Here is a 19,355-nt window from a genome sequence, read left to right as displayed (position 1 = left end):
GAAGAAGACCCCGGGGAGTTTCCCCGGGGTCCGGCCAGGGACTCCTAAAGCTTCTTCAGGGCCTGGGTGAGCTGGGTGAGGACGTTTTGCGCATCCCCGTAGAGCATCCGGGTGTTATCGGCGTAGAAGAGCTCGTTCTCCACCCCGGCGAAGCCCTTGCCCTGGCCCCGCTTGATGACGATGACGTTCTTGGCCTTGTCCACGTCCAGGATGGGCATGCCGTAAAGGGGGCTTCCCGGGCGGCGGGCGGCAGGGTTCACCACGTCGTTGGCCCCGATGACCACTGCCACGTCCACGGTGGGGAACTCGGGGTTGATCTCCTCGAGGTCCTTGAGCTTGTCGTACTCCACCCCAGCCTCCGCCAAAAGCACGTTCATGTGCCCGGGCATCCGCCCCGCCACCGGGTGGATGGCGAACTTCACCTCCACCCCCTTGCTCTCCAAAAGGTCCGCCAGCTCCTTCACCTTGTGCTGGGCCTGGGAGAGGGCCATGCCGTAGCCGGGCACGAAGACCACCTTGCTGGCGTAGGCCAGCATGACGGCGGCGTCCTCCACGTCGATGGGCTTGAGGCTTCCCTTGACCTCCCCCGCCTCCTGCTCCACGCCAAAGCCCCCTACCAGGACACTCCACACCGAGCGGTTCATGGCCCTCGCCATGAGCACGGTGAGGAGGGTACCCGCAGCCCCCACCAGGGTACCCGCCACCATCAAGGCCGGGTTCCCCACGGCGAAGCCCTCAAAGCCCACGGCCATACCGGTGAAGGCGTTGTAGAAGCTGATGGCCACCGGCATGTCCCCGCCCCCGATGGGCAGGGTCATGAGGATACCGAAAAGGAGGGCCAGGAGGAAGAAGAGCACGATGCTCAGGGTGGGGTCGTTCCAGAGCAGGGAAAAGCCCAAAAGCACCGTGATGAGGAGCGCCAGAGCGTTCACCACCTTCTGCCCGGGGAAGAGGATGGGCCGGCTTTTCATGATGCCCTGGAGCTTGGCGAAGGCGATGAGGCTTCCCGTGAAGGCCACGCTCCCGATGAGGCCGCCCAGGATGGCCAGGGCCATGAGGCCCGGGTTCTCAAAGGCTCCCTTCAGGAGCTCCACCGCCGCGATGGTGGCGGCCGCACCCCCACCCATGCCGTTGTAGATGGCCACCATCTGGGGCATGTCGGTCATGGCCACCTTGACGGCCGCCCACCAGGCCACCACGGAGCCCACCAAAAGAGCGATGAGCATGAGGCCAAAGTTCTGCATCCCCGGCCAGAAGAAGGTGGCCAGAACCGCCAGGGCCATGCCCCACCCAGCCCAGACGATGCCGCTTTTGGCGGTGGTGGGATGGGCCATGCGTTTTAAGCCCACGATGAAGAGGATGGCCACCACGAAGTAGGCTGCCTGGATGAGATCCATTACTGACCACCCCCCTTGCCCGGCTTCTTCTCAAACATCTCCAGCATGCGCACCGTAACCGCATACCCCCCGGCGGCGTTGGCCGCCCCCAGGATGACCCCCAGGAAGCCGATGAGCTTCTCCAAACCGGTTTCCGCATGGCCCAGGACCACCATGGCCCCCACCACCACCACCCCGTGGATGAAGTTGGACCCGGACATCAAGGGGGTGTGGAGGATCACCGGCACCCGGGTGATGAGCTCATAACCCAAGAAAGCCGTGAGCACGAAGATGTAAAGGGCAGACCAGAAGCCAAACTCCATCACGCACCTCCCACGAGGGCCTTGGTGGGCCCGTGCAGGATCTCGCCTTCCTTCATGAGAAGCGCCCCCTGGATGATCTCGTCCTCCCACTTGGGGGCGAACTCGCCCTTTTCCATGAGTAGGCTGGAAAGGTTGAAAAGGTTTTTGGCGTACATCTCCGAGGCGTGCACGGAAAGCTCGCTGGGGAGGTTCAAGGGGCCAAAGATCCTCACGCCCTTCACCTCCACCACCTCTCCGGGCTGGGTGAGGACGCAGTTGCCCCCCGATTCCGCCGCCAGGTCCACCACCACCGTGCCCGGCTTCAGGCGCTCCACCATGTCCTCGGTGAGGAGGATGGGGGCCCGACGGCCTGGCACCTGAGCGGTGGTGATGATGGCGTCCATCCCCGCCACGTGTTCCCGCAGGGCCTCGTGCTGGATGCGCTTCTCCTCCTCGGTGAGCTCCCGGGCGTAGCCGCCCTCCCCTTCCGCGCTGATGGGAAGCTCAATGGGCTTGGCACCCAGGGAGAGGGCCTGCTCCACCGCCGCCTTGCGCACATCGTAGGCAAAGACCTGGGCCCCCAGGCGCTTGGCGGTGGCGATGGCCATAAGCCCCGCCACCCCCACCCCCATGACCATCACCTTGGCGGGGCGGATGGTGCCCGCCGCCGTGGTGAGCATGGGGAAGAAGCGAGGGGATAGCCTTGCGGCGTGGATGGCCGCCAGGTACCCCGCCACCGTGGCCTGGCTGGAGAGGGCATCCATGCTCTGGGCCCGGGTGATGCGGGGGATGAGCTCCATGGCGATCACCGTGGCCTTTTTAGCCGCCAGGGCCTTCACCAGGTCCAGGTTCTTGTGGGCCTGGACAAACCCCACCACGATAGCCCCGGGCTCCAGGGCCCCGATCAGGTCTTCAGGAGGCGGCTGAACAGTGAAAAGCAGGTTGGCATCCTTCAGGAGCTCCCCTCGCTCCACCACCCCTGCCCCAACTTCCTGGTAGGCGGTGTCGGGATAGTAGGCACCTTCCCCGGCACCCTTCTCTACCCGCACCCTGGCCCCCTGCTTCACCAGGCGGGCCACCACCTCGGGCACCAGGGCCACCCTTCTTTCCCCTGGAGCCCTTTCCTTGGGAACCGCTATGGTCACCATAGGACCTCCTTCCGCGCCAGTATACCAATGGGGCCACGAGCATCTGTCCTTGCCCTCGAGGGTGACCTGCTGGTCAGAAGCGAATCCTTATGGAAGAATGCCTCCATGCGGCCCTCCGGGCTCAAGATCGCCTCCGTACTGCTCCTGGGCATCTTCGCCATCAGCTTCGGCAGCATTCTGGTGCGCTTGGCCCTGGCGGCCTCCGGGGATAGAAGCCTGGCCTTCAGCCTGGTGATGAGCGCAGGACGGATGGGCCTTGCGGCCTTGCTCCTCCTCCCCAGCTGGCGAAGACCTCTGGCCAGCCGAAGGGGGCTTCCCTATGCGATGGCCGCCGGGGCTTCCCTGGCCCTGCACTTTGCCCTTTGGATCACCTCCCTCTCCTACACCTCGGTGGCGGCCAGCACCGCCTTGGTCACCACCAACCCGGTCTGGGTTACCCTCTTCGGCTGGCTTTTCTTTCGGGAAGCTCCTTCCGGCCTGACCTTGCTGGGGATTGGAATAGCCCTTTTGGGAGGGCTTTTGATCGGCCTGGGGGATGCCCAAGGGGGAAACGGGGGAACCAACCCCCTCCTCGGGGACCTCCTGGCCCTCCTGGGAGCGGTGGCCGCCTCCCTTTACTTCCTCCTGGGGCGGGAAGCCCAGAGGCGGGGGCTTTCCATTCTGGAGTACGTGCGGATAGCCTACACCACCGCAGCTTTCCTCCTCCTTCCTCTTCCCTACCTCTTTGGCGGAGGGTACGGGGGTTATCCCCTTGCGGTCTACGGCTACATCCTCCTCATGGCCCTTTTGCCGCAGCTTTTGGGCCACACCAGCTTCAACTGGGCCACCCGGCACATCCCCCCGGTCCTGGTCACCCTGGCCATCCTCTTTGAGCCGGTGGGGGCAAGCCTCCTGGCCTTCCTCCTCTTTGGGGAGCTTCCCGGGGTTCAGGTGCTCCTGGGAGCCCTGGTCCTCCTCCTCGGGGTGGGCACGGCCGTGGTGGGGGCACGGCGATGATCTACGTGGCCCTGGCTGCACTTCTATGGGGCCTGGGCGGGGCCCTGGCCGGACGGTTCATGGGGGAGATTCCCCCCTCGGTCCTCATCCCCTTGCGCTTTCTCCTAAGCTTCTTCCTGCTTCTCCCCCTGGTGCTCCGGTTTCCCCCAGCCGCCAAGGAGTGGCCCCGGCTCCTCCGGGTGGGGCTCGCCCTCTCCGGGGCCCAGGCCTTCTACTACCTGGCCATCCACGCCACCACCGTGGCCACCGGGATCTTCCTCCAGTACCTGGCCCCTGCCCTCCTCACCCTCTACGCCCTCCTAAGGGGGGAAAGGCTTCCCGGCAAGGCCCTTTTGGGGGTGGCCGTGGCCCTTTTGGGAGCCTACGTGCTGGTGGTGGGGTCCAAGGGTTTCACGGCAAGCCCCCTGGGGGTGGCCTACGGCCTCCTCTCCGCCCTTTCCTTCGCCCTTTACGCTGCCTTCTCCCACGGGCTCAAGACCCCGCCCCTGGTGAGCCTGGGGGTGGCCACGGGGGTGGGAAGCCTCCTCTCCCTCCCCATCCTTATGGGCAACCTCCCCCGGGTTTGGACCCTGGACCCAGGGGACTGGGGGGCGGTGGCCTACCTGGTCATCCTGGGAACGGTGGTGCCCTTTAGCCTCTTCCTCTTGGGGGTGCGCACGGTGCCCGCCCGGAACGCCACCCTAACCGCCATGCTGGAGCCAGTGGCCGGGGCGATCTTCGCCTGGCCCCTGGCGGGAGAGCCCTTGAGCCTCGAGGGCCTTCTGGGCGGTACCCTCATCCTCCTGGGAGTGGCTCTGAACCGGAGGTGATATGGCAGCGCGGGTTTTTCTCCTCTTCACCCTAGGCTACTTCCTCTCCTACTTCTACCGGTCGGCCAATGCGGTGCTGGCCAAGGACCTGTCCCAGGACCTGGGCCTGGGCCCGGCGGAGCTAGGGTTTATGACCAGCCTCTTCTACCTCTCCTTCGCCGCGGTACAGCTCCCCTTGGGAAGCCTCCTGGACCGGTACGGTTCCAGGATCATCACCCCGGCCCTCCTCCTGGTGGCTTCCCTGGGAAGCGTGGTCTTCGGGCTGGCGCAAGGCTTCCCCACCCTGGCCCTGGGCCGGGCCCTGATCGGGGTGGGGATGGCCGCCGCCCTTATGGGTTCCCTAAAGGCCTTTAGCCTCTGGTTCCCCCGGACCTACGCCACGGTTTCCACCCTCCTGGTGGGCCTGGGGGCCACAGGGGGGCTTTTGGCGGCCACCCCCCTGGCCCTCCTGAAGGAGGCCATGGGCTGGCGGGGGGTCTTCCTCCTGGGGGCAGGGGTGGTGGTCCTGGTGGCCCTTCTCATCTACCTGGGGGTGCGGAACACCCCCCCTGGGGTTCCCTGGCCCAAGGGTGGGGGAGGCGGAGGGCTAAGGGAAGTCCTGGGCAATTCCAGGCTCCTGCGGGTGGCCTTTTTGGCCTTGGCCTTTGCGGGAAGCTTCCTGGCCTTGCAAACCCTCTGGGCTGGGGCCTACGCCTACGCCTTGGGCCTCGAGGCGGTGAAGGTGGGGAACCTCCTCCTCCTCTACTCGGGGGGCGCGGTCCTGGGCTTTCTGGTATCCGGCTACCTGGCCGACCGCCTGGGCACCGCCAGGGTGCTGGTGGGAGCGGCCCTGCTCTTCGCCCTGGGCCTCCTCCTCGCCCTCTTCAAGCTTCTTGCCCTCGCCTACCCCCTCATGGGATTCTTCGGAGCCTTCAACATCCTCACCCTTACCCAGGCCCGGGAGCTGGTGCCCCCTCACCTGGTGGGCCGGGGCACCACCTTGGTGAACCTCTTCGGCATTGGGGGCACCTTCCTGTTGCAGTGGGGGGTGGGGGTGGCGGTGGGAACCCTGGGATACGCCTTCGCCTTCGGCAGCCTCCTTGGCCTTCTTCTTCTGGCCCTTTTCCTTTACCGCCCCCTTCTCGGCCTGAGGACCTCGGGGTGAAGGAGATGGCGCTGTCGCTCCCGGACCCTATTTGGCCAGTTGGGGCGCTCTTTGGGAAGCGGATTGGGCAGAAGGGGGGTGTTCTCGAGTATCTAGGAAAAGCCTCAGCATTCGGGACTTTTCTATGACCCCATGGACTTCTCCGATGGGAAGTGCACAAAAGCCTCGTTGACAAACCCCAAAAGGCTAGGCAAAAAGAACTCTTTTGTATTAAACTCCGTCCATGCTAGCCCAGGTGCGAAGCTATACCCTCTTCGGCCTGGACGCGGTTCCCGTCACCGTGGAGGTGGACGTCAGCCCCGGGCTTCCCAGCTACGCCCTGGTGGGGTTGCCGGACAAGGCGGTGGAGGAAAGCCGGGAGCGGGTCAGGGCCGCCCTGAAGAACACGGGCTTCCCCTACCCCCAGGCCCGGGTGGTGGTGAACCTGGCCCCGGCGGAACTCCGTAAGGAAGGAAGCCACTTTGACCTGCCCATCGCCTTGGGGCTTCTGGCCGCCCAGGGGGTGGTGCCCCTGGAGGGCCTGGCGGGCCTGGCGGTGGCCGGGGAGCTGGGCCTGGATGGAACCCTGCGCCCGGTGCCCGGGGCGGTGAACCTGGCTTTGGGGGCCTTGGGCGAAGGGAAAAAGCTCCTCCTGCCCCTGGAAAGCGCCAAGGAGGCCGCCTTGGTGGAGGGGGTGGAGGTCTACGGGGTGGAAAACCTCCTTCAGGCGGTGGCCTACCTGAGGGGAGAAGAGGAGCCCAGGAGGGTGGAACCCGACGATCCCGTGGCCGCCCTGGAGGCTTTGGACCTCCGGGACGTGAAGGGCCAGGCCAAGGCCAAGAGGGCCCTGGAGATCGCCGCCGCCGGTTACCACCACCTCCTCATGGTGGGAAGCCCGGGCTCGGGAAAAACCATGCTGGCCAGGCGCCTTCCCTTTCTGCTTCCCCCTCTGAGCCAGGAGGCCGCCCTCGAGGTAAGCCGCATCCACTCCGCCGCCGGGCAGATCCTTAAGGGCCTGGTGCGCACGCCCCCTTTCCGCGCCCCCCACCACACGGTGAGCTACGCGGGTCTCATCGGGGGCGGGGCCATCCCCAAGCCGGGGGAGGTTTCCCTGGCCCACCGGGGGGTGCTTTTCCTGGACGAGTTCCCCGAGTTTTCCCGGGATGCCCTGGAGGCCCTCCGCCAGCCCCTCGAGGACGGGGTGGTGACCGTCTCCCGGGCCAGGGCCAGCCTCACCTTTCCCGCCCGCTTCCTCCTGGTGGCGGCCATGAACCCCTGCCCCTGCGGCTGGTATGGGGACCCGGAGCGGGCCTGCACCTGCACCCCGGCAAGCCGCCAGCGCTACGTGGGGAAGATCTCCGGACCTCTCCTGGACCGGTTTGACCTGGTGGTGGAGGTGCCCCGCTTAACCCCAGCTGAGCTCGCCCGCGCCCCCGAAGGGGAAGGCACCGAGGCCGTGCGGGAAAGGGTCCTAAGGGCCCGGGAGAGGATGCTCGCCCGGCAGGGCAGGCCCAACGGGGAGCTTGCGGGAAAGGCCCTGAGGGAGCACGTGCGCTTAACCTCGGGGGCGGAACACCTCCTCCAGGCAGCGGCCAAGCGGATGCTCCTTTCCGCCAGGAGCTACGACCGCCTCCTCCGGGTAGCCCGCACCATTGCCGACCTGCAGGGAGCGGAGAGCGTGGAGGAAAACCACGTGGCCGAGGCCTTGGCCTACCGCAAGACCCTTTAACCCACCTGGGCAGCTAGCCAGGGAACAAGGGCCTCCGCCGCCGCGAGGTTGGTGGCCAAGGGCACCCCGTGCACGTTGCACACCCGCATGAGGGCCTGCACGTCGGGCTCGTGGGGCTTGGGGGTGAGGGGATCCTGGAAGAAGAGCACGCAAAGTACCTTTCCCTCAGCCACCCTGGACCCGATCTGCATATCCCCTCCCAGGGGACCGGAAAGAACCCGCTCCACCTCGAGGCCGGTGGCCTCCTGGATGCGTTTCCCCGTGGTGCCCGTGGCCAGGAGGGGGAAGCGGGAAAGAAGCTCCCGGTGCCGTTGGCAAAAGGCCACCATATCGTCCTTCTTGGCATCGTGGGCAATGAGGGCCAAGACCTTCATGGGGCCATTGTATGCTCCTTTCCATGGAAACCCTCACCTTAAAGGAAGCCCAGAGGCAGGTGGACGCCTGGATCAGCCAGTTCCAGGAGGGCTATTTCCCGCCTCTTCTCATGCTGGCTCGCCTGACGGAGGAGCTAGGGGAGGTGGCCCGGGTCCTGGCCCACCGCCATGGGAAGACGCCCAAGCCAGGGGAGGAGGAAGGGGATCTGGCCATGGAGCTCGCCGACCTCCTCTTCGTCCTCATCTCCCTGGCCAACCGGGAGGGGATCGATCTGGAGGAAGCCTTCCTCAAGGCCATGGCCAAGTACCGGGACCGGGACGGGGAGCGCTGGACCCGGAAAGGAGGCTAGGATGGAGCGCCCCTGCCTGGAAGCCCAGGGCCTGCACAAGCGCTTCGGGGCCCTCGAGGCCGTGAAAAAGGTCCACCTTACCCTACGACCTGGCGAGATCCTGGCCTTCCTGGGGAAAAACGGCGCGGGCAAAAGCACCACGGTGAAGATGCTTTCGGGCCTCCTCCTTCCCGATGAGGGAGAGGTGCGCCTTTTGGGGAAGAACCCCTTCCGGGAACCCCTCGCTTTGAAGCACCTGGGAGCGGTCCTGGAGGGGAACCGCAACACCTACTGGCGGCTTACTCCCCTGGAAAACCTGGTCTACTTCGGGGTGGCCCGGGGCCTCCGCCTTGCCGCCGCCAGGAAGCGGGCCTTGGAACTCCTGGAGGAGTATGCGCTCCTGGAAAAAGCCCACACGGAGGTGCGCCACCTCTCCCGGGGAATGCAGCAGAAACTGGCCCTCCTCCAGGCCCTGGTCCACGACCCCGAGGTGCTCCTGCTGGACGAGCCCACCCTGGGCCTGGATGTGGAAACCGCCCTGCTGATGCAGCAAAAGATCCGGGCCCTGGCCCAGGCGGGCAAGGCCATCCTCCTCACCACCCACCAGATGGAGGTGGCCGAAGCTCTGGCCGACCGGGTGGCCATCATCCACCGGGGCGAGGTGATCCTGGAGGAAACCAAGGAGCGCCTCCTGGCCCGTTTCTCCGGGGAATACTACGTGTTGGAGCTGGAAAAACCACCTCCCCTCGAGGTGCTCCAGCACCTGCGGGCCTTGGGCATAGAGGGCGAAAACCCCTTTTTCTTCCGCGGCGACGGGGAGGCCATCTGGCAGGTTTTGGAAGCGGTAAAACCCCTCCCCTTAAAACGGGTGGCCAAGGCCGAGGCAGATCTCCTGGAAGTTTTCCTGAAGGTGGTGAACCATGTTTGACCTGTTCCTGGCGGAGTTTTGGCGGCACCTCCTGGCCCTGCGCCGCTACCCCCTGGAACTTTTGGGTGCGGTGGTCAGCCTAAGCCTCCTCTTCTACCTCCTCTTCCTGGGAGCGCGCTTTCTGGCCGGGCCGGGGGCAGAGTTCGGGGGCAGGCTGGAAGCCGTCTTGGTGGGGTACTTGCTCTGGTCCTTCACCCTGCTTTCCTATAGCAGCCTCTCCTTTGGCCTCACCGAGGAGGCCCAGACAGGCACCCTGGAGCAGGTCTTCCTTACCCCCTATGGGCCGATTCCCCTTTTTCTGGTGCGTAACCTCTCCGGGCTCCTCATCCAGGGGCTCCTGGTCTTTCTCATCGCCTTGGTGCTCATGGCCCTCACGGGAGCCCGCCTTTCCTTCAATCCCTGGGTGGTTCTCCCCTTCCTGGCCGTTCTCCTGGGGGGGTATGGCCTCGGGTTTGCCATGGGCAGCCTGGCCCTTTTATACAAGCGCATCGGCCAGCTTCTGGGCCTTTCCGAGTTCCTCTTGCTCTTTCTCCTGCAAGTCCCAGGCCAGGGGCTTTTTCTCCTCCTGCCCATGGTTCCCGGGGCCGCCTTAGCCCGGAGCATGCTGGCGGAAGGAGCCCCCCTGGACCCCCTGTTCCTGCTTCTGGCCTTCCTGAACGGCTTCCTCTACCTGGGCCTGGGGCTTTTCCTCTTCAAACTGGCGGTACATCGGGCCAAGAAGCTGGGGCTTTTGCATGGCTATTAGGCTTGTCCTCCTCGCCCTGGGACCCGCCCTGGCCCTGGGCCTGGGACGGTTCGCCTACGCCCTGGTCCTGCCCCTCATGCAAAGCGCCTGGGGGCTTTCCTACGTCCAAGCGGGGATCCTGGGAAGCGCCAACACCCTGGGCTATTTGGTGGGGGCTTTTTTCAGCCACCGCCTCCTGGGCCGGGTGGGCTACCGGAAAGGGTTCTTTCTGGCCCTCCTCCTGCAGGGCCCCATCCTGGCCCTCACGGGGATGGAAAACCTCCCCCTGGTCTTCAGCCTGCGGTTTCTCCAGGGTTTTCTGGGCGCCCTGGTCTTCGTGGGAGGGGCGGCCCTCCTCATGGCCCTGGGTAGCTCCGGGCGATCCCTGGGGATCTACTATGGGGGCGTGGGCCTGGGGCTTCTTCTGGCCCCGTGGCTCCTATGGGGAGCCGCCGAGCCCACGGGGGCCTGGGCCAGGCTGGGCCTGTATAGCCTCCTGCTGGGCCTGCCCACCCTCCTCTCCTGGCCTCTTCTGAAAGAACCCCCACCCCCCGTCCAGGGCGAGGGAAGCCTCTGGCCTATCCTTCCCCTACTCCTGGCCTACGGCCTTTACGGGGCGGGGTACATCGGCTACATGACCTTCGTGGCGGCGGTGGTGGGGGACTCCCTGGTCCTCTTCGGCCTCCTGGGCCTGGGAGCCCTTCTCACCGGACCCGTCTGGGGGCCCTGGGTGGAGCGGGTAGGGGGGAGAAAAGGGCTTTTCCACGTGCTTCTGGTGCTCTTCCTGGGAAGCCTTCCACCCCTGGCCCTGCACCTTCCCGCCCTAAGCGCCCTCCTCTTCGGCCTCTCCTTCCTGGGGGTGATCACCGCCCTCACCCAGGCCTTCCGCACCCTCCTTCCCCCTTCCGCCTGGCCCCGGGCCATGGGGCTTTCCACGGCCGCCTTCGCCCTGGGGCAGGCGGTGGGGCCTGCCGTGGCCGGGTTCTTTGCGGAGATGGCGGGGCGGGGGGAGGGGGCGCTTTGGGCGGCCAGCGTCCTCCTCTTCCTGGCCCTCCTCCCCACCTGGTCCGGCCCTCAGAAACCGTAAAGGGCCCGGTACTTCTCCTCCAGGTAGGCCAAAAAGGGCTGGGCGCTGGGGAGCATGCCGGTCACCCGCTCCACCAAGGCCTTGGGGCGGAAGCGGCTACCCTCGGCGTGGATGTTCTTACGGGTCCAGTCCAAAAAGGCATGGAACTCCCCCCGGCGGAACTGGCCCTCGAGGTCCCCAAGCTCCTCCTGGGCCTTTTGGAAGAACTGGGCGGCGTAGAGGTTGCCCAGGGTGTAGGTGGGGAAGTAGCCGAAAAGCCCCCCAGACCAGTGCACGTCCTGCATCACCCCGTCCTTGTAGTCCTTGGGAGCCACCCACAGGTAGGCCCGGTACCGTTCCGCCCAGGCCCCGGGGAGGTCCTCCAAGGCAAGCTCCCCCCGGAAGAGGGAAAGCTCCAGCTCCAGGCGCACCAGGATGTGGAGGTTATACGTGACCTCGTCCGCCTCCACCCGGATGAGGGAGGGCTCCACGGCGTTGATGGCCCGGTGGAAGTCCTCCAGGGCCACGTCCCGGAGGCTTGGGAAGTGCTCCTTGGCCCGGGGGAAAAACCGCTCCCAAAAGCCCAGGGAACGGCCCACCAGGTTCTCCCAGGTGCGGCTTTGCGACTCGTGAACCCCCAGGGAGACCGCCTCCCCCCTTGGAGTCCCCCAGTGCTCCTTGGGCAGGCCCTGCTCGTAGAGGGCATGGCCCATCTCGTGCAGGGTGCCGAAGATGCCGGCGTTGAAGAAGTCCTCAAAGTAGCGGGTGGTGATGCGCACGTCCCCGGGCCCGATGGAGATCTCAAAGGGATGGGCAGTGGGGTCCAGGCGGCCCGCCTCGAGGTCGTAGCCGCAGGCGGCGAGAAGCTCGAGGGCAAAGGCCTTCTGGGCCTCCTTGGGATAGGAACGGTGCAGGATGGTGGTGTCAGGTTTCCGGCCGCTACCCAGGATCCGGTCCAAAGGCCCCTGAAGCCCCTCCCTCAGCTGGGCGAAAAGGGGCAGAAGCTCCCCCGAGCGCATCCCCGGTTCGAACCCGTCCAGAAGGGCATCGTAAACCTCCCCATAGGGCGGGTCCCCGGGAGCCACGGGAAGGCCGTAGAGGATCTCCGCCTTCTCCTTAGTGAGGGCAAACACCCGGCGCAAGTAGGGCAGAAACCCCTGCCAGTCGTCCCTGGGACGGGCTTCCTCCCAGTAGCTTTCCGCCTCGCTTTGCGCCTGGGCCAGCTCCACCATGAGCCGCTCGGGAATGGCCCGGGTGCGCTCGTAGGCCTGCCGCCACTCCCGGACGTTGACCGCCGCATCGGATAGGGGATCCTGCACCAGGTGGGAGCCCTCCACCGCCGAAAGCCATTCCCCAACCCTGGGGTCGGTGGCCCGCTGGTGGAGGAGCCGGGCCAGGGCGGCCATCTGCCTTGCCCGGTGCTCGTGCCCCTTCTTCGGGATCATGGTGCGCTGGTCCCAGGCGGCAAGGGCGCCTAAAGAGGCCAGGTAGGCGGTTTCCCTCTGAAACTCCAAGAGCTTCTGGTAGGCAGCTTCGGGCGTCACGGGAAAATCCTACACCACCCCCTTCAAAAGACTGTGAAGGCCAGGCTACCCCCGTAGAATGCCCGTATGTGGTCCCTCTTCGCCCTGCTTTTGGGCCTTGTGGTGGGGTCTTTCTTAAACGTGGTGATCCACCGTATCCCCCGGAAGGAGTCCATCGCTTTCCCTCCCTCCCGCTGCCCCCACTGCGGCCACCCTTTGGGCCCCCTAGACCTCGTCCCCATCCTCTCCTACCTCCTCCTTAAGGGGCGGTGCCGCTACTGCCGAAGCCCCATCTCCCCCCGCTACCCCCTGGTGGAGGCCCTGACCGGGGGGCTTTTTCTCCTGGCCAGCCGCTTTTATCCCCCAGGGGTGGAGGCCCTCCTGGTTTTCGCCTTCCTGGCCTTCTTGGTGGCCCTCTCCTTCCTTGACCTGGACACCTTTGAGCTTCCCGATACCCTCACCTACGGCCTCCTCTTCCTAGGGCTCCTTTCCGCCTACCTCCTTTCCTTCCCCCGACCCTTTGCCGAGGCCCTGGACGGGGCCTTGATCGCCGCCGGGGTCCTGGGGCTGGTGGCAGGGTACGGAGGGCTTTTCCTGAGGCGCTTCCGCGAGGCCAGGGCGGAGGTGCCCGTGGGACCCCACCAGGTGCACATGGCAGCCCTTTTCGGTGCCCTCCTGGGCCCGGGGGTGGGCATGGCCCTGGCCTTCCTCACCTGGGCCCTTTCGGGGCGCACGGGAAAACCCGTGGTGCTTCCCGACCGGATAACCCTTCCCCTTCTGCCCTTGGCCTGGCTCCTGGCCCCCTACCTGGGAGCCGACCTCCTCAGCACCTTGAAAGGGTCCTTCCTGGCGGCAGGGGGATTGGCCCTGGCGGGAGGGCTTTACTGGGCCTTCAAGCCCCAAGGGGAAACGGAGGAAGAGCCCATAGCCATGGGCTACGGGGACGTGAAGCTCCTTGGGGCCCTTGGGGCCTGGCTTGGGCTTTATAGCCTTCTCGCCCTTTTCCTGGGGGTGCTCTTCGGGGCCCTGGTGGGCCTGGCCTTCCGGCAACGGAAAATCCCCTTCGGCCCCTACCTGGCCCTGGGGGGGATTGTGGCTTTCTTCTACGGGGAAGCCTTGTGGCGGGCCTATCTGGCCTGGCTCGGGCTATAGTTAAGGGGATGCCGCTGGACCTCTCTCCCATCCTGGCCCAAAGGCGGAGCGTGCGCCGCTTCAAACCGATGCCCATCCCTGAAGGAGACCTGGAAAAGCTCCTCTTCGCCCTGCAAAGAGCCCCCACCGACGCCAGCGCCCAGCTGTATAGCGCCATCCGGGTAACGGATCCCGAGTTAAGGGACAAGGTGGCCCAGCTTTCCGGTAACCAGGAGCACATCCGCCAGGCGGCGGAGTTCTTCGTTTTCCTGGCGGACGTCCATCGCCTGGAAAGGCTTCTCGCCCACCGGGGGGAAAGGATGGCCTTCTGGCCCAAAACCGCCCTGCACTTTGCCCTCTTGGATGCGGGGCTTGCCGCCAGCTACCTGGCCCTTACCGCCGAGGCCCTGGGCTACGGGGTCTGCTTCATCGGAGGGGTGCTGAACGGGGTGGAGGAGCTCATCAACCTCCTGGAGCTTCCCAGAGGGGTCATCCCCGCGGTGGGCCTGGCGGTGGGCGTTCCGGATGAGGAAGGCCCCCCCAGGCCCCGGCTTCCGAGGAGCCTGGTGGTGCACGAAAACCGGTACCGGCCCTACAGCCCGGAGGACCTCGAGGCCGCCTTCCAGGCCATGGCCCCCTACAGCCGGGTGGGGGACTGGGGAAGGGTCCTGAGGCGGTACTTCGCCCAAGGGGGCACCATGGAGGAACGGGAAAGGCCCTACGGGCGGGCGGCAAGCCGCCAGGGGTTTGACCCCGACCTTCCCCCTGGGGCCGCCTTCTACTCCCTGGGGGGGCTCCTGGAGGAGGCCCTGGGGGAAGCCCGGGCCGTGCTCTTCCGCAAGGGGGAGGCCTGGCTGGAGCGGGAAACCGAAGCCTTCCGAGGGGAAGGAAGCCCAGGGGAGGCCCTCCTCACCGCCCTGAGGAAGGCCCGGGGGGAGATGAAGGACTGGCCCTGAACCCCGGCGCAGCCTATCTCAAGGCCTCCCGCACCACCCGCCGGGCACCCCGGTAGGCCTTCTGGTAGAAGGGAGCCTCGAGGCTCTCAATCACCACCCGGCTCCCGTAGCTGCTGGCGTGGGCGAAGACCCCCCGGCCCAGGTAGAGGCCCACGTGGTCTATATCCTTTCCCCCAAAGCTGAAGAAGACCAGGTCCCCCGGGCGCAAGGACTCGGCGGCGGGAAAGGCCTGAAACTGCTCCCGGGTGGTGCGGGGTAGGGCTATGCCCAGCTCGGCGTAGACCTGGGCTACAAAGGCTGAGCAGTCCAGGGAGGTGGGCGAGTTAGCCCCGTACTTGTAGGGCACCCCCAGGTAGCGGAGGACGATCTTGAGAAGCGGGCTTTCCGGGTCGTAATCCTCGCCTACCCCCAGGGGGGATTCCCCCGGGTCACGGGTATGGCCTCCACCCTGGGGCGAGGGAGGGGATTCCGGGGAGGCTTTCCCCCTGGATCCATCCTCCCCCCTGGGGGCCGGGATCCTCAGGGTCTGGCCCACCTTAAGCCCCGGCGTGGAAAACCCGTTGAGGCGCATGAGCTCTTCCACCGTGGTGCCGTAGCGGCGCGCCAGGGAGAAAAGGGTATCCCCGGGGGTCACCACGTGGATGCGCTCCCCCCCTTGGGGAAGCCTGAGCACCTGCCCCGGCTGGATGAGGAAGGTATCCAGGCCATTGAGGCGCATGAGCTCTTCCACCGTGGTGCCGTAGCGCCGGGCGATGGAGAACAGGGTATCCCCTGGGGCCACGGTGTGCGATAGGGCAGGCCCTTCCAAAGAGCCCCCTTGGGGAGAGCTCACCTGGGCCAGGGCCCAGGGGAAAAGCAAACATAGGACCGCCAGGGCCAACCTGCGGGGCATGGCCCCATTCTACAGGAGGAAGCGCCCCTTGGCCTTTTCCCGGGGGTGTGCTACAATCCCGGAAGGCGGGGGCCGTTAGCTCAACTGGCAGAGCACCGGTCTCCAAAACCGGGGGTTGGAGGTTCGAGTCCTTCACGGCCCGCCATGCCAGCCCAAAGGGCTAGGTTTAAGGCCCCTCGAGGGCCTTTTTTTAAATCCTTCCGCCTGCCATGCAGGATTACCAGGTGCTCATCGTGGGGGCGGGCTTTGCGGGGAGCGAGGCCGCCTACCGTTTGGCGCAAAGGGGGGTGCGGGTGGGCCTCCTCACCCAGAGCCTGGACTCGGTGATGATGCCCTTTTTGCCCCCAAAGCCCCCTTTCCCGGAGGGGAGCCTCCTGGCCCAAGTCTACCACCCGGCCGATCCCCGGCTTTGGGCCTTCCACGCCCGGGCCAAGTACCTCCTGGAAAACCAGCCCAACCTGCATCTTTTCCAGGCCACCGCCACGGAGCTCCTCCTCGAGGGGAAAAGGGTGGTGGGGGTGGGCACGTGGGAGGGCCCCCCGGCCAGGGCCTTCCATGTGGTGCTGGCGGTGGGAAGCTTTCTCGGGGCCAGGCTCCGCATGGGCGAGGTGGAGGAGGAGGCGGGCCGGCTCTCCGAGGCCAGCTACCCGGACCTCTTCCTCCACCTCCAGGCCCTGGGCTTCCGCTTCCTGAAACGGGAAAGGGAGGTACCCCAAACCCCGGGAACCCCTGGCTACACCGTCAGCTACCACGCCTTCCATCCGGAGGAATGGGAGGAGGCCACCTTCCGTCTAACCAGGCTCGAAGGGCTTTACGCCGTGGGCCTTTGCGTGCGGGAAGGAGAGTATGCCCTCATGAGCCAAGAAGGCCTGCGCCTGGCGGAGCACCTTCTCCATAAGCTTGGGTAGGGGTTTTTCCCCCGGATCCACAAGCTGTTCCCTTCGGAAAGCCGCCCCTTCCCCATCCCAAGGAGCCACGTACACCCCCACCCGTAGCCTGCGGTGGGTGAGGGTGTGGTGCACCTCCCCGGCGAAGCGGGGATCCACCCCAAAGCTTCGCACCCTCCGGGGAAGTTCCTCCTGGGGAAAGAGCGGCACCCCGTAAAGCCCGGCGAAACGCCCTTCCAGCTTCTCCAGGTAAACCCCTTCCCTCCCCCAAAGGACCAGGGCCGCCAGGGCTTCCTCCCGCACTTTTCGCCTCCTGGCCCCTGGGTAACGCCCCGGGTCCACCCGCCCCTGGCACAAGGGGGCGACGGGGCACTTCGGGCAAAGGGGCCTCCGGGGTAGGCACACCGTGGCCCCCAGGTCCATGAGGGCTTGGTTCCACTCCCCCGGGGCTTCCCCTTGGGGCAGAAGGCCTTGGGCCAGGTTTCGAAGCATCCTGGGGGCAGGGTTTTCCAGGACAAAAACCCGGGAAAGCACCCGCCTCACGTTCCCGTCCACCGCCGCTACCCTTTCCCCAAAGGCCAGGGAAGCCACCGCCGCCGCCGTGTACGGACCCAGGCCGGGAAGCTTAAGAAGCTCGGCGTAGCTGCGGGGCAGGGCCTCCACCTCCTGGGCCAGGCGGTGGAGGTGAAGGGCCCGGCGGTAGTAGCCCGCTCCCTGCCAGGCCTTAAGCACCTCCTCCAAGGAAGCCTCCCGCAAGGCCTTTAGGGTAGGGAAACGGGCAAGGAAGCGGTGGTAGTAAGGGATGGCCTGGGCGGTGCGGGTTTGTTGGAGGAGTACCTCGGCCACCAGGATGCGGTAGGGGTCCTTCTCCCCCCGCCAGGGAAGGGAGCGGGGGTTTTCCCGGTACCAGGCGAGCAGAGCTTCCTGAAACTTCTCCATGCTCAGTGGACCCCGAAAAGCCTTCGGTGCTCCACCATGAGACAACGATCGGCCACCACGGGAATGCCCGCTTCCTTTAACGCCTCTTCAAAGCCCGGATGGCGGATGCCGGTCTGCAGCCACACCAGGCCCGGCCTCAGGGCCAAGACCTCCGGCAGGTGGGCCAAGAGGGCCTCCGGAGGGCGGAAGACCTCCAGGATATCCACGGGCTCGGCAATCTCCTTCAGGCTCGCCACCACCCGCATCCCGAAAAGCTCTTCCCCGGCAAAGCGAGGGTTAACGGGCAGGATGCGGTACCCCTTCTCCCAGAGGTACCGGGGCACGTAGTGGGCGGGGCGGGAAGGATCCTTGTGGGCCCCGAGAACGGCGATGCTCCGGGCCCTTTCCAGGTAGGCCTTGAGCTCCAGGTCGGTCATGGCCGGTAGTCCAGGGGCCTCAGGTAAAACTCCCCGATGGCCGTGGAGGAAAGGAGGGCCACGGTGGGAAGGGCCCGCTTCCAGTGGGTGCGGTTTACCCGCTCCTTAACCCGCCCTATCTCCTCCTGGGTGTAGCCCAGGCTCTCTATGTAGGCATCGGGGTAGCCCTTCAGATAATGCTCCAGGATGACATCCGCCCGGAGGTAGCGCACCCCCAGGTCCCCCTCGTCCGTCTGGCCCGGGATGAGATCCGCGGTGGGGACCTTCTCCACCACCGCCTGCGGCACCCCCAGGTGGCGGGCCAAGCCCCAGACCTGGGTCTTGTAGAGGTCCCCCAAGGGGTTCACGGGGGGGGTGTCGTCCCCGTGCCAGGTGAAGTAGCCGAAAAGCCTTTCCGTCTTGTTGCCCGTGCCCAGGGGCAAGGCCTGGTAGGCCTGGGATTTGTCAAAGAGCACCATCATCCGCGCCCGGGCCATGAGGTTGCCCTTGCGGTGGGGGGTGAGGTCCGGGGTCATGGCGGCATAGCCCTCCACCATGGGGGTAATGTCCACCTCCTCCAGGTCCACCCCGAAGGTCTCCGCCACCAGGTAGGCGTGCTCCCGGGAAAGGGGGCTGGAGTCCCGGTGGGGCAGGAAGAGGGCATGGACCCGCTCCTGCCCCAGGGCCCGCACCGCCAGGGCCAAGGTGGTGGCGGAGTCCACCCCTCCGGATACCGCCACGATGGCCTTCTCGTAGCCCCGCCAGGCCAGCTCCTCCCGGATAAAGCGGGTGAGGAAGTCCGCCACCAGGGGCCAGTTGAGCTCCAGGCTTTCCTGGGCTTTGGGCGCCTGAACGATCCTCATCCTCCCTCCTTTCCAAGAACCCTCTCCAGGTCCGGGAGAAGAAGGGGGAGGGCCGCCTCGAGGTCCGAAAGGAGGGGGCTGTCGTAGCGCACCGGGGGAATCCGCCCGGGGTCCAGGTCAAAGAGCAAGGCCGCCTCCTCAAAGAGGGGGGCCTCGGCCAGGATGCGCCCCTCCGGCCCCACCGCCAGACTTCCCCCGCTCATCCCCTTCCCCCCCTCAAACCCCACCAGGCTGGAGAGCACCACGTACACCCCGTGCTCCGCCGCCACCGCCCGGGCCAGGGTTCGCCAGCGCTCCACGTTCTCCGGGCGTTCCCCCTGGAAGCCCCTGGCCGGGCTTGCCGCCGGCACGTAGATGGCCTCCGCCCCATCCAAGGCGGCAATGGCCGCGGTGATGGAGTGCCAGAAGTCCTCGCAGATGAGGATGGCCACCCGGCCGAAACGGGTGTTAAAGGCCTCCACCTGCCTGCCCCGGGCCAGGTAGCGCTCCTCGTCAAAAACCCCGTAGGTGGGCAGGAAGACCTTGCGGTGCACGTGAACCACGCGGTGGGGAAGCTCGAGGTAGGCGGCGCTGTTGTAATAGGCCCCCTCATCCCGCTCATAGAAGCCCACCACCACGTCCAAAAGCCCCTCCCACCCCACGGCCCGGTGCACCCCTGAAAGGAGCTCCAAAAGCTCGTGGCGGGTCAGGGCCAGTTCCCGCACCCCTCCCTGCAGGAAATACCCGGTCAGGGCGGCCTCGGGAAGGACCACCACCTCGGGGGCATGGGGACGGAGGGCCTCGAGGCGCTCCGCCAAGCGGGCCAGGTTCTCCTTAACCCTGGCCTTCTCCGGACGAAACTGCAAGATGGCGTGCCGGATCACGG

The 19,355-nt window shown here is 66.3% G+C and carries 21 protein-coding genes and 1 tRNA gene; 12 read left to right on the top strand and 10 right to left on the bottom strand.

Annotated elements, in window-relative coordinates; translation table 11 throughout:
• Positions 1 to 44: 44 nt before the first annotated feature.
• Genes TNMX_RS02890 through TNMX_RS02880 form a run of 3 tightly spaced genes read right to left on the bottom strand, consistent with a single transcriptional unit; the run spans position 45 to position 2,826 of the window.
• Positions 45 to 1,397 (bottom strand): NAD(P)(+) transhydrogenase (Re/Si-specific) subunit beta, encoded by a 1,353-nt coding sequence (locus tag TNMX_RS02890; protein WP_015716146.1) that lies wholly within the window; start codon positions 1,395 to 1,397, stop codon positions 45 to 47.
• On the bottom strand, positions 1,397 to 1,699 hold the full coding sequence (locus tag TNMX_RS02885; RefSeq protein ID WP_008630585.1) for a proton-translocating transhydrogenase family protein: 303 nt from the start codon (positions 1,697 to 1,699) through the stop codon (positions 1,397 to 1,399). The genes TNMX_RS02890 and TNMX_RS02885 overlap by 1 nt, the downstream gene beginning before the upstream one ends.
• Positions 1,699 to 2,826 (bottom strand): NAD(P) transhydrogenase subunit alpha, encoded by a 1,128-nt coding sequence (locus tag TNMX_RS02880; RefSeq protein WP_038029306.1) that lies wholly within the window; start codon positions 2,824 to 2,826, stop codon positions 1,699 to 1,701. Before TNMX_RS02880 ends, TNMX_RS02885 begins: the two co-directional genes overlap by 1 nt.
• Before the next feature lie 105 nt (positions 2,827 to 2,931).
• On the opposite strand from TNMX_RS02880, the gene TNMX_RS02875 reads away from it, so the two are divergent.
• The 4 genes from TNMX_RS02875 to TNMX_RS02860 all read left to right on the top strand — a co-directional run bounded on the left by TNMX_RS02875 (position 2,932) and on the right by TNMX_RS02860 (position 7,483).
• Positions 2,932 to 3,822 (top strand): EamA family transporter, encoded by an 891-nt coding sequence (locus tag TNMX_RS02875; RefSeq protein WP_038029304.1) that lies wholly within the window; start codon positions 2,932 to 2,934, stop codon positions 3,820 to 3,822.
• Positions 3,819 to 4,631 carry an EamA family transporter gene (locus tag TNMX_RS02870; protein ID WP_015716143.1) on the top strand — a complete coding sequence of 271 codons (813 nt, stop codon included), beginning with the start codon at positions 3,819 to 3,821 and terminating at the stop codon, positions 4,629 to 4,631. Before TNMX_RS02875 ends, TNMX_RS02870 begins: the two co-directional genes overlap by 4 nt.
• 1 nt (position 4,632) lies before the next feature.
• Complete coding sequence (locus TNMX_RS02865; protein WP_015716142.1) at positions 4,633 to 5,775, top strand: nitrate/nitrite transporter; 1,143 nt, start codon at positions 4,633 to 4,635, stop codon at positions 5,773 to 5,775.
• A gap of 223 nt (positions 5,776 to 5,998) precedes the next feature.
• On the top strand, positions 5,999 to 7,483 hold the full coding sequence (locus TNMX_RS02860) for a YifB family Mg chelatase-like AAA ATPase (protein WP_015716141.1): 1,485 nt from the start codon (positions 5,999 to 6,001) through the stop codon (positions 7,481 to 7,483).
• Here TNMX_RS02860 and mgsA read toward each other — a convergent pair.
• Positions 7,480 to 7,857 carry a methylglyoxal synthase gene (mgsA, locus tag TNMX_RS02855; RefSeq protein WP_038029302.1) on the bottom strand — a complete coding sequence of 126 codons (378 nt, stop codon included), beginning with the start codon at positions 7,855 to 7,857 and terminating at the stop codon, positions 7,480 to 7,482. The genes TNMX_RS02860 and mgsA overlap by 4 nt on opposite strands.
• Before the next feature lie 23 nt (positions 7,858 to 7,880).
• Between mgsA and TNMX_RS02850 the strand changes: the two genes are divergently transcribed.
• From TNMX_RS02850 to TNMX_RS02835, 4 genes are read left to right on the top strand one after another with little or no spacing between them, the layout of a single operon-like run.
• On the top strand, positions 7,881 to 8,207 hold the full coding sequence (locus tag TNMX_RS02850) for a nucleotide pyrophosphohydrolase (RefSeq protein WP_026328946.1): 327 nt from the start codon (positions 7,881 to 7,883) through the stop codon (positions 8,205 to 8,207).
• A gap of 1 nt (position 8,208) precedes the next feature.
• Positions 8,209 to 9,114 carry an ABC transporter ATP-binding protein gene (locus TNMX_RS02845; protein ID WP_038029301.1) on the top strand — a complete coding sequence of 302 codons (906 nt, stop codon included), beginning with the start codon at positions 8,209 to 8,211 and terminating at the stop codon, positions 9,112 to 9,114.
• A complete protein-coding gene (locus TNMX_RS02840; protein ID WP_038029298.1) occupies positions 9,107 to 9,859 on the top strand; it encodes an ABC transporter in 753 nt (250 codons plus the stop codon). Before TNMX_RS02845 ends, TNMX_RS02840 begins: the two co-directional genes overlap by 8 nt.
• Positions 9,849 to 10,925: a YbfB/YjiJ family MFS transporter gene (locus TNMX_RS02835; protein ID WP_038029296.1), complete on the top strand. Its 1,077-nt coding sequence runs from the start codon at positions 9,849 to 9,851 to the stop codon at positions 10,923 to 10,925. The genes TNMX_RS02840 and TNMX_RS02835 overlap by 11 nt, the downstream gene beginning before the upstream one ends.
• Here TNMX_RS02835 and TNMX_RS02830 read toward each other — a convergent pair.
• On the bottom strand, positions 10,913 to 12,448 hold the full coding sequence (locus tag TNMX_RS02830; protein WP_038029293.1) for a carboxypeptidase M32: 1,536 nt from the start codon (positions 12,446 to 12,448) through the stop codon (positions 10,913 to 10,915). The genes TNMX_RS02835 and TNMX_RS02830 overlap by 13 nt on opposite strands.
• 66 nt (positions 12,449 to 12,514) lie before the next feature.
• Here TNMX_RS02830 and TNMX_RS02825 point away from each other — a divergent pair, with 66 nt between their 5' ends.
• Positions 12,515 to 13,579, top strand: a complete 1,065-nt coding sequence (locus TNMX_RS02825; protein ID WP_038029291.1) for an A24 family peptidase — start codon at positions 12,515 to 12,517, stop codon at positions 13,577 to 13,579.
• 8 nt (positions 13,580 to 13,587) lie between these two features.
• Positions 13,588 to 14,514, top strand: a complete 927-nt coding sequence (locus tag TNMX_RS02820; protein ID WP_038029289.1) for a nitroreductase family protein — start codon at positions 13,588 to 13,590, stop codon at positions 14,512 to 14,514.
• Between the two features lie 13 nt (positions 14,515 to 14,527).
• Here the strand turns inward: TNMX_RS02820 and TNMX_RS02815 are convergent, their stop codons facing one another.
• Positions 14,528 to 15,406 (bottom strand): C40 family peptidase, encoded by an 879-nt coding sequence (locus TNMX_RS02815; protein WP_038029286.1) that lies wholly within the window; start codon positions 15,404 to 15,406, stop codon positions 14,528 to 14,530.
• 69 nt (positions 15,407 to 15,475) lie between these two features.
• On the opposite strand from TNMX_RS02815, the gene TNMX_RS02810 reads away from it, so the two are divergent.
• Together TNMX_RS02810 and TNMX_RS12545 are read left to right on the top strand one after the other, a co-directional pair.
• A tRNA-Trp gene (locus TNMX_RS02810) sits at positions 15,476 to 15,551 on the top strand.
• 64 nt (positions 15,552 to 15,615) lie between these two features.
• On the top strand, positions 15,616 to 16,314 hold the full coding sequence (locus TNMX_RS12545) for an FAD-dependent oxidoreductase (protein ID WP_156919406.1): 699 nt from the start codon (positions 15,616 to 15,618) through the stop codon (positions 16,312 to 16,314).
• Here the strand turns inward: TNMX_RS12545 and TNMX_RS02800 are convergent.
• Genes TNMX_RS02800 through TNMX_RS02785 form a run of 4 tightly spaced genes read right to left on the bottom strand, consistent with a single transcriptional unit; the run spans position 16,198 to position 19,353 of the window.
• A complete protein-coding gene (locus TNMX_RS02800) occupies positions 16,198 to 17,232 on the bottom strand; it encodes an A/G-specific adenine glycosylase (protein ID WP_038029281.1) in 1,035 nt (344 codons plus the stop codon). The two genes, TNMX_RS12545 and TNMX_RS02800, sit on opposite strands and share 117 nt — an antisense overlap.
• 2 nt (positions 17,233 to 17,234) lie before the next feature.
• Positions 17,235 to 17,648: a CoA-binding protein gene (locus TNMX_RS02795; protein WP_038029278.1), complete on the bottom strand. Its 414-nt coding sequence runs from the start codon at positions 17,646 to 17,648 to the stop codon at positions 17,235 to 17,237.
• Entirely contained in the window at positions 17,645 to 18,490 is an 846-nt protein-coding gene (locus TNMX_RS02790) for an NAD+ synthase (RefSeq protein WP_038029276.1), read from the bottom strand. The genes TNMX_RS02795 and TNMX_RS02790 overlap by 4 nt, the downstream gene beginning before the upstream one ends.
• The gene (locus TNMX_RS02785) at positions 18,487 to 19,353 is read right to left on the bottom strand and encodes a nitrilase-related carbon-nitrogen hydrolase (protein ID WP_038029273.1); all 867 of its coding nucleotides are present in this window, start codon (positions 19,351 to 19,353) and stop codon (positions 18,487 to 18,489) included. The genes TNMX_RS02790 and TNMX_RS02785 overlap by 4 nt, the downstream gene beginning before the upstream one ends.
• Positions 19,354 to 19,355 lie beyond the last annotated feature (2 nt).

It is taken from the genome of Thermus sp. NMX2.A1 (assembly GCF_000511705.1).
Classification (GTDB): Bacteria; Deinococcota; Deinococci; order Deinococcales; family Thermaceae; genus Thermus; species Thermus scotoductus.
This window is presented reverse-complemented; position numbering and strand designations above follow the sequence as displayed.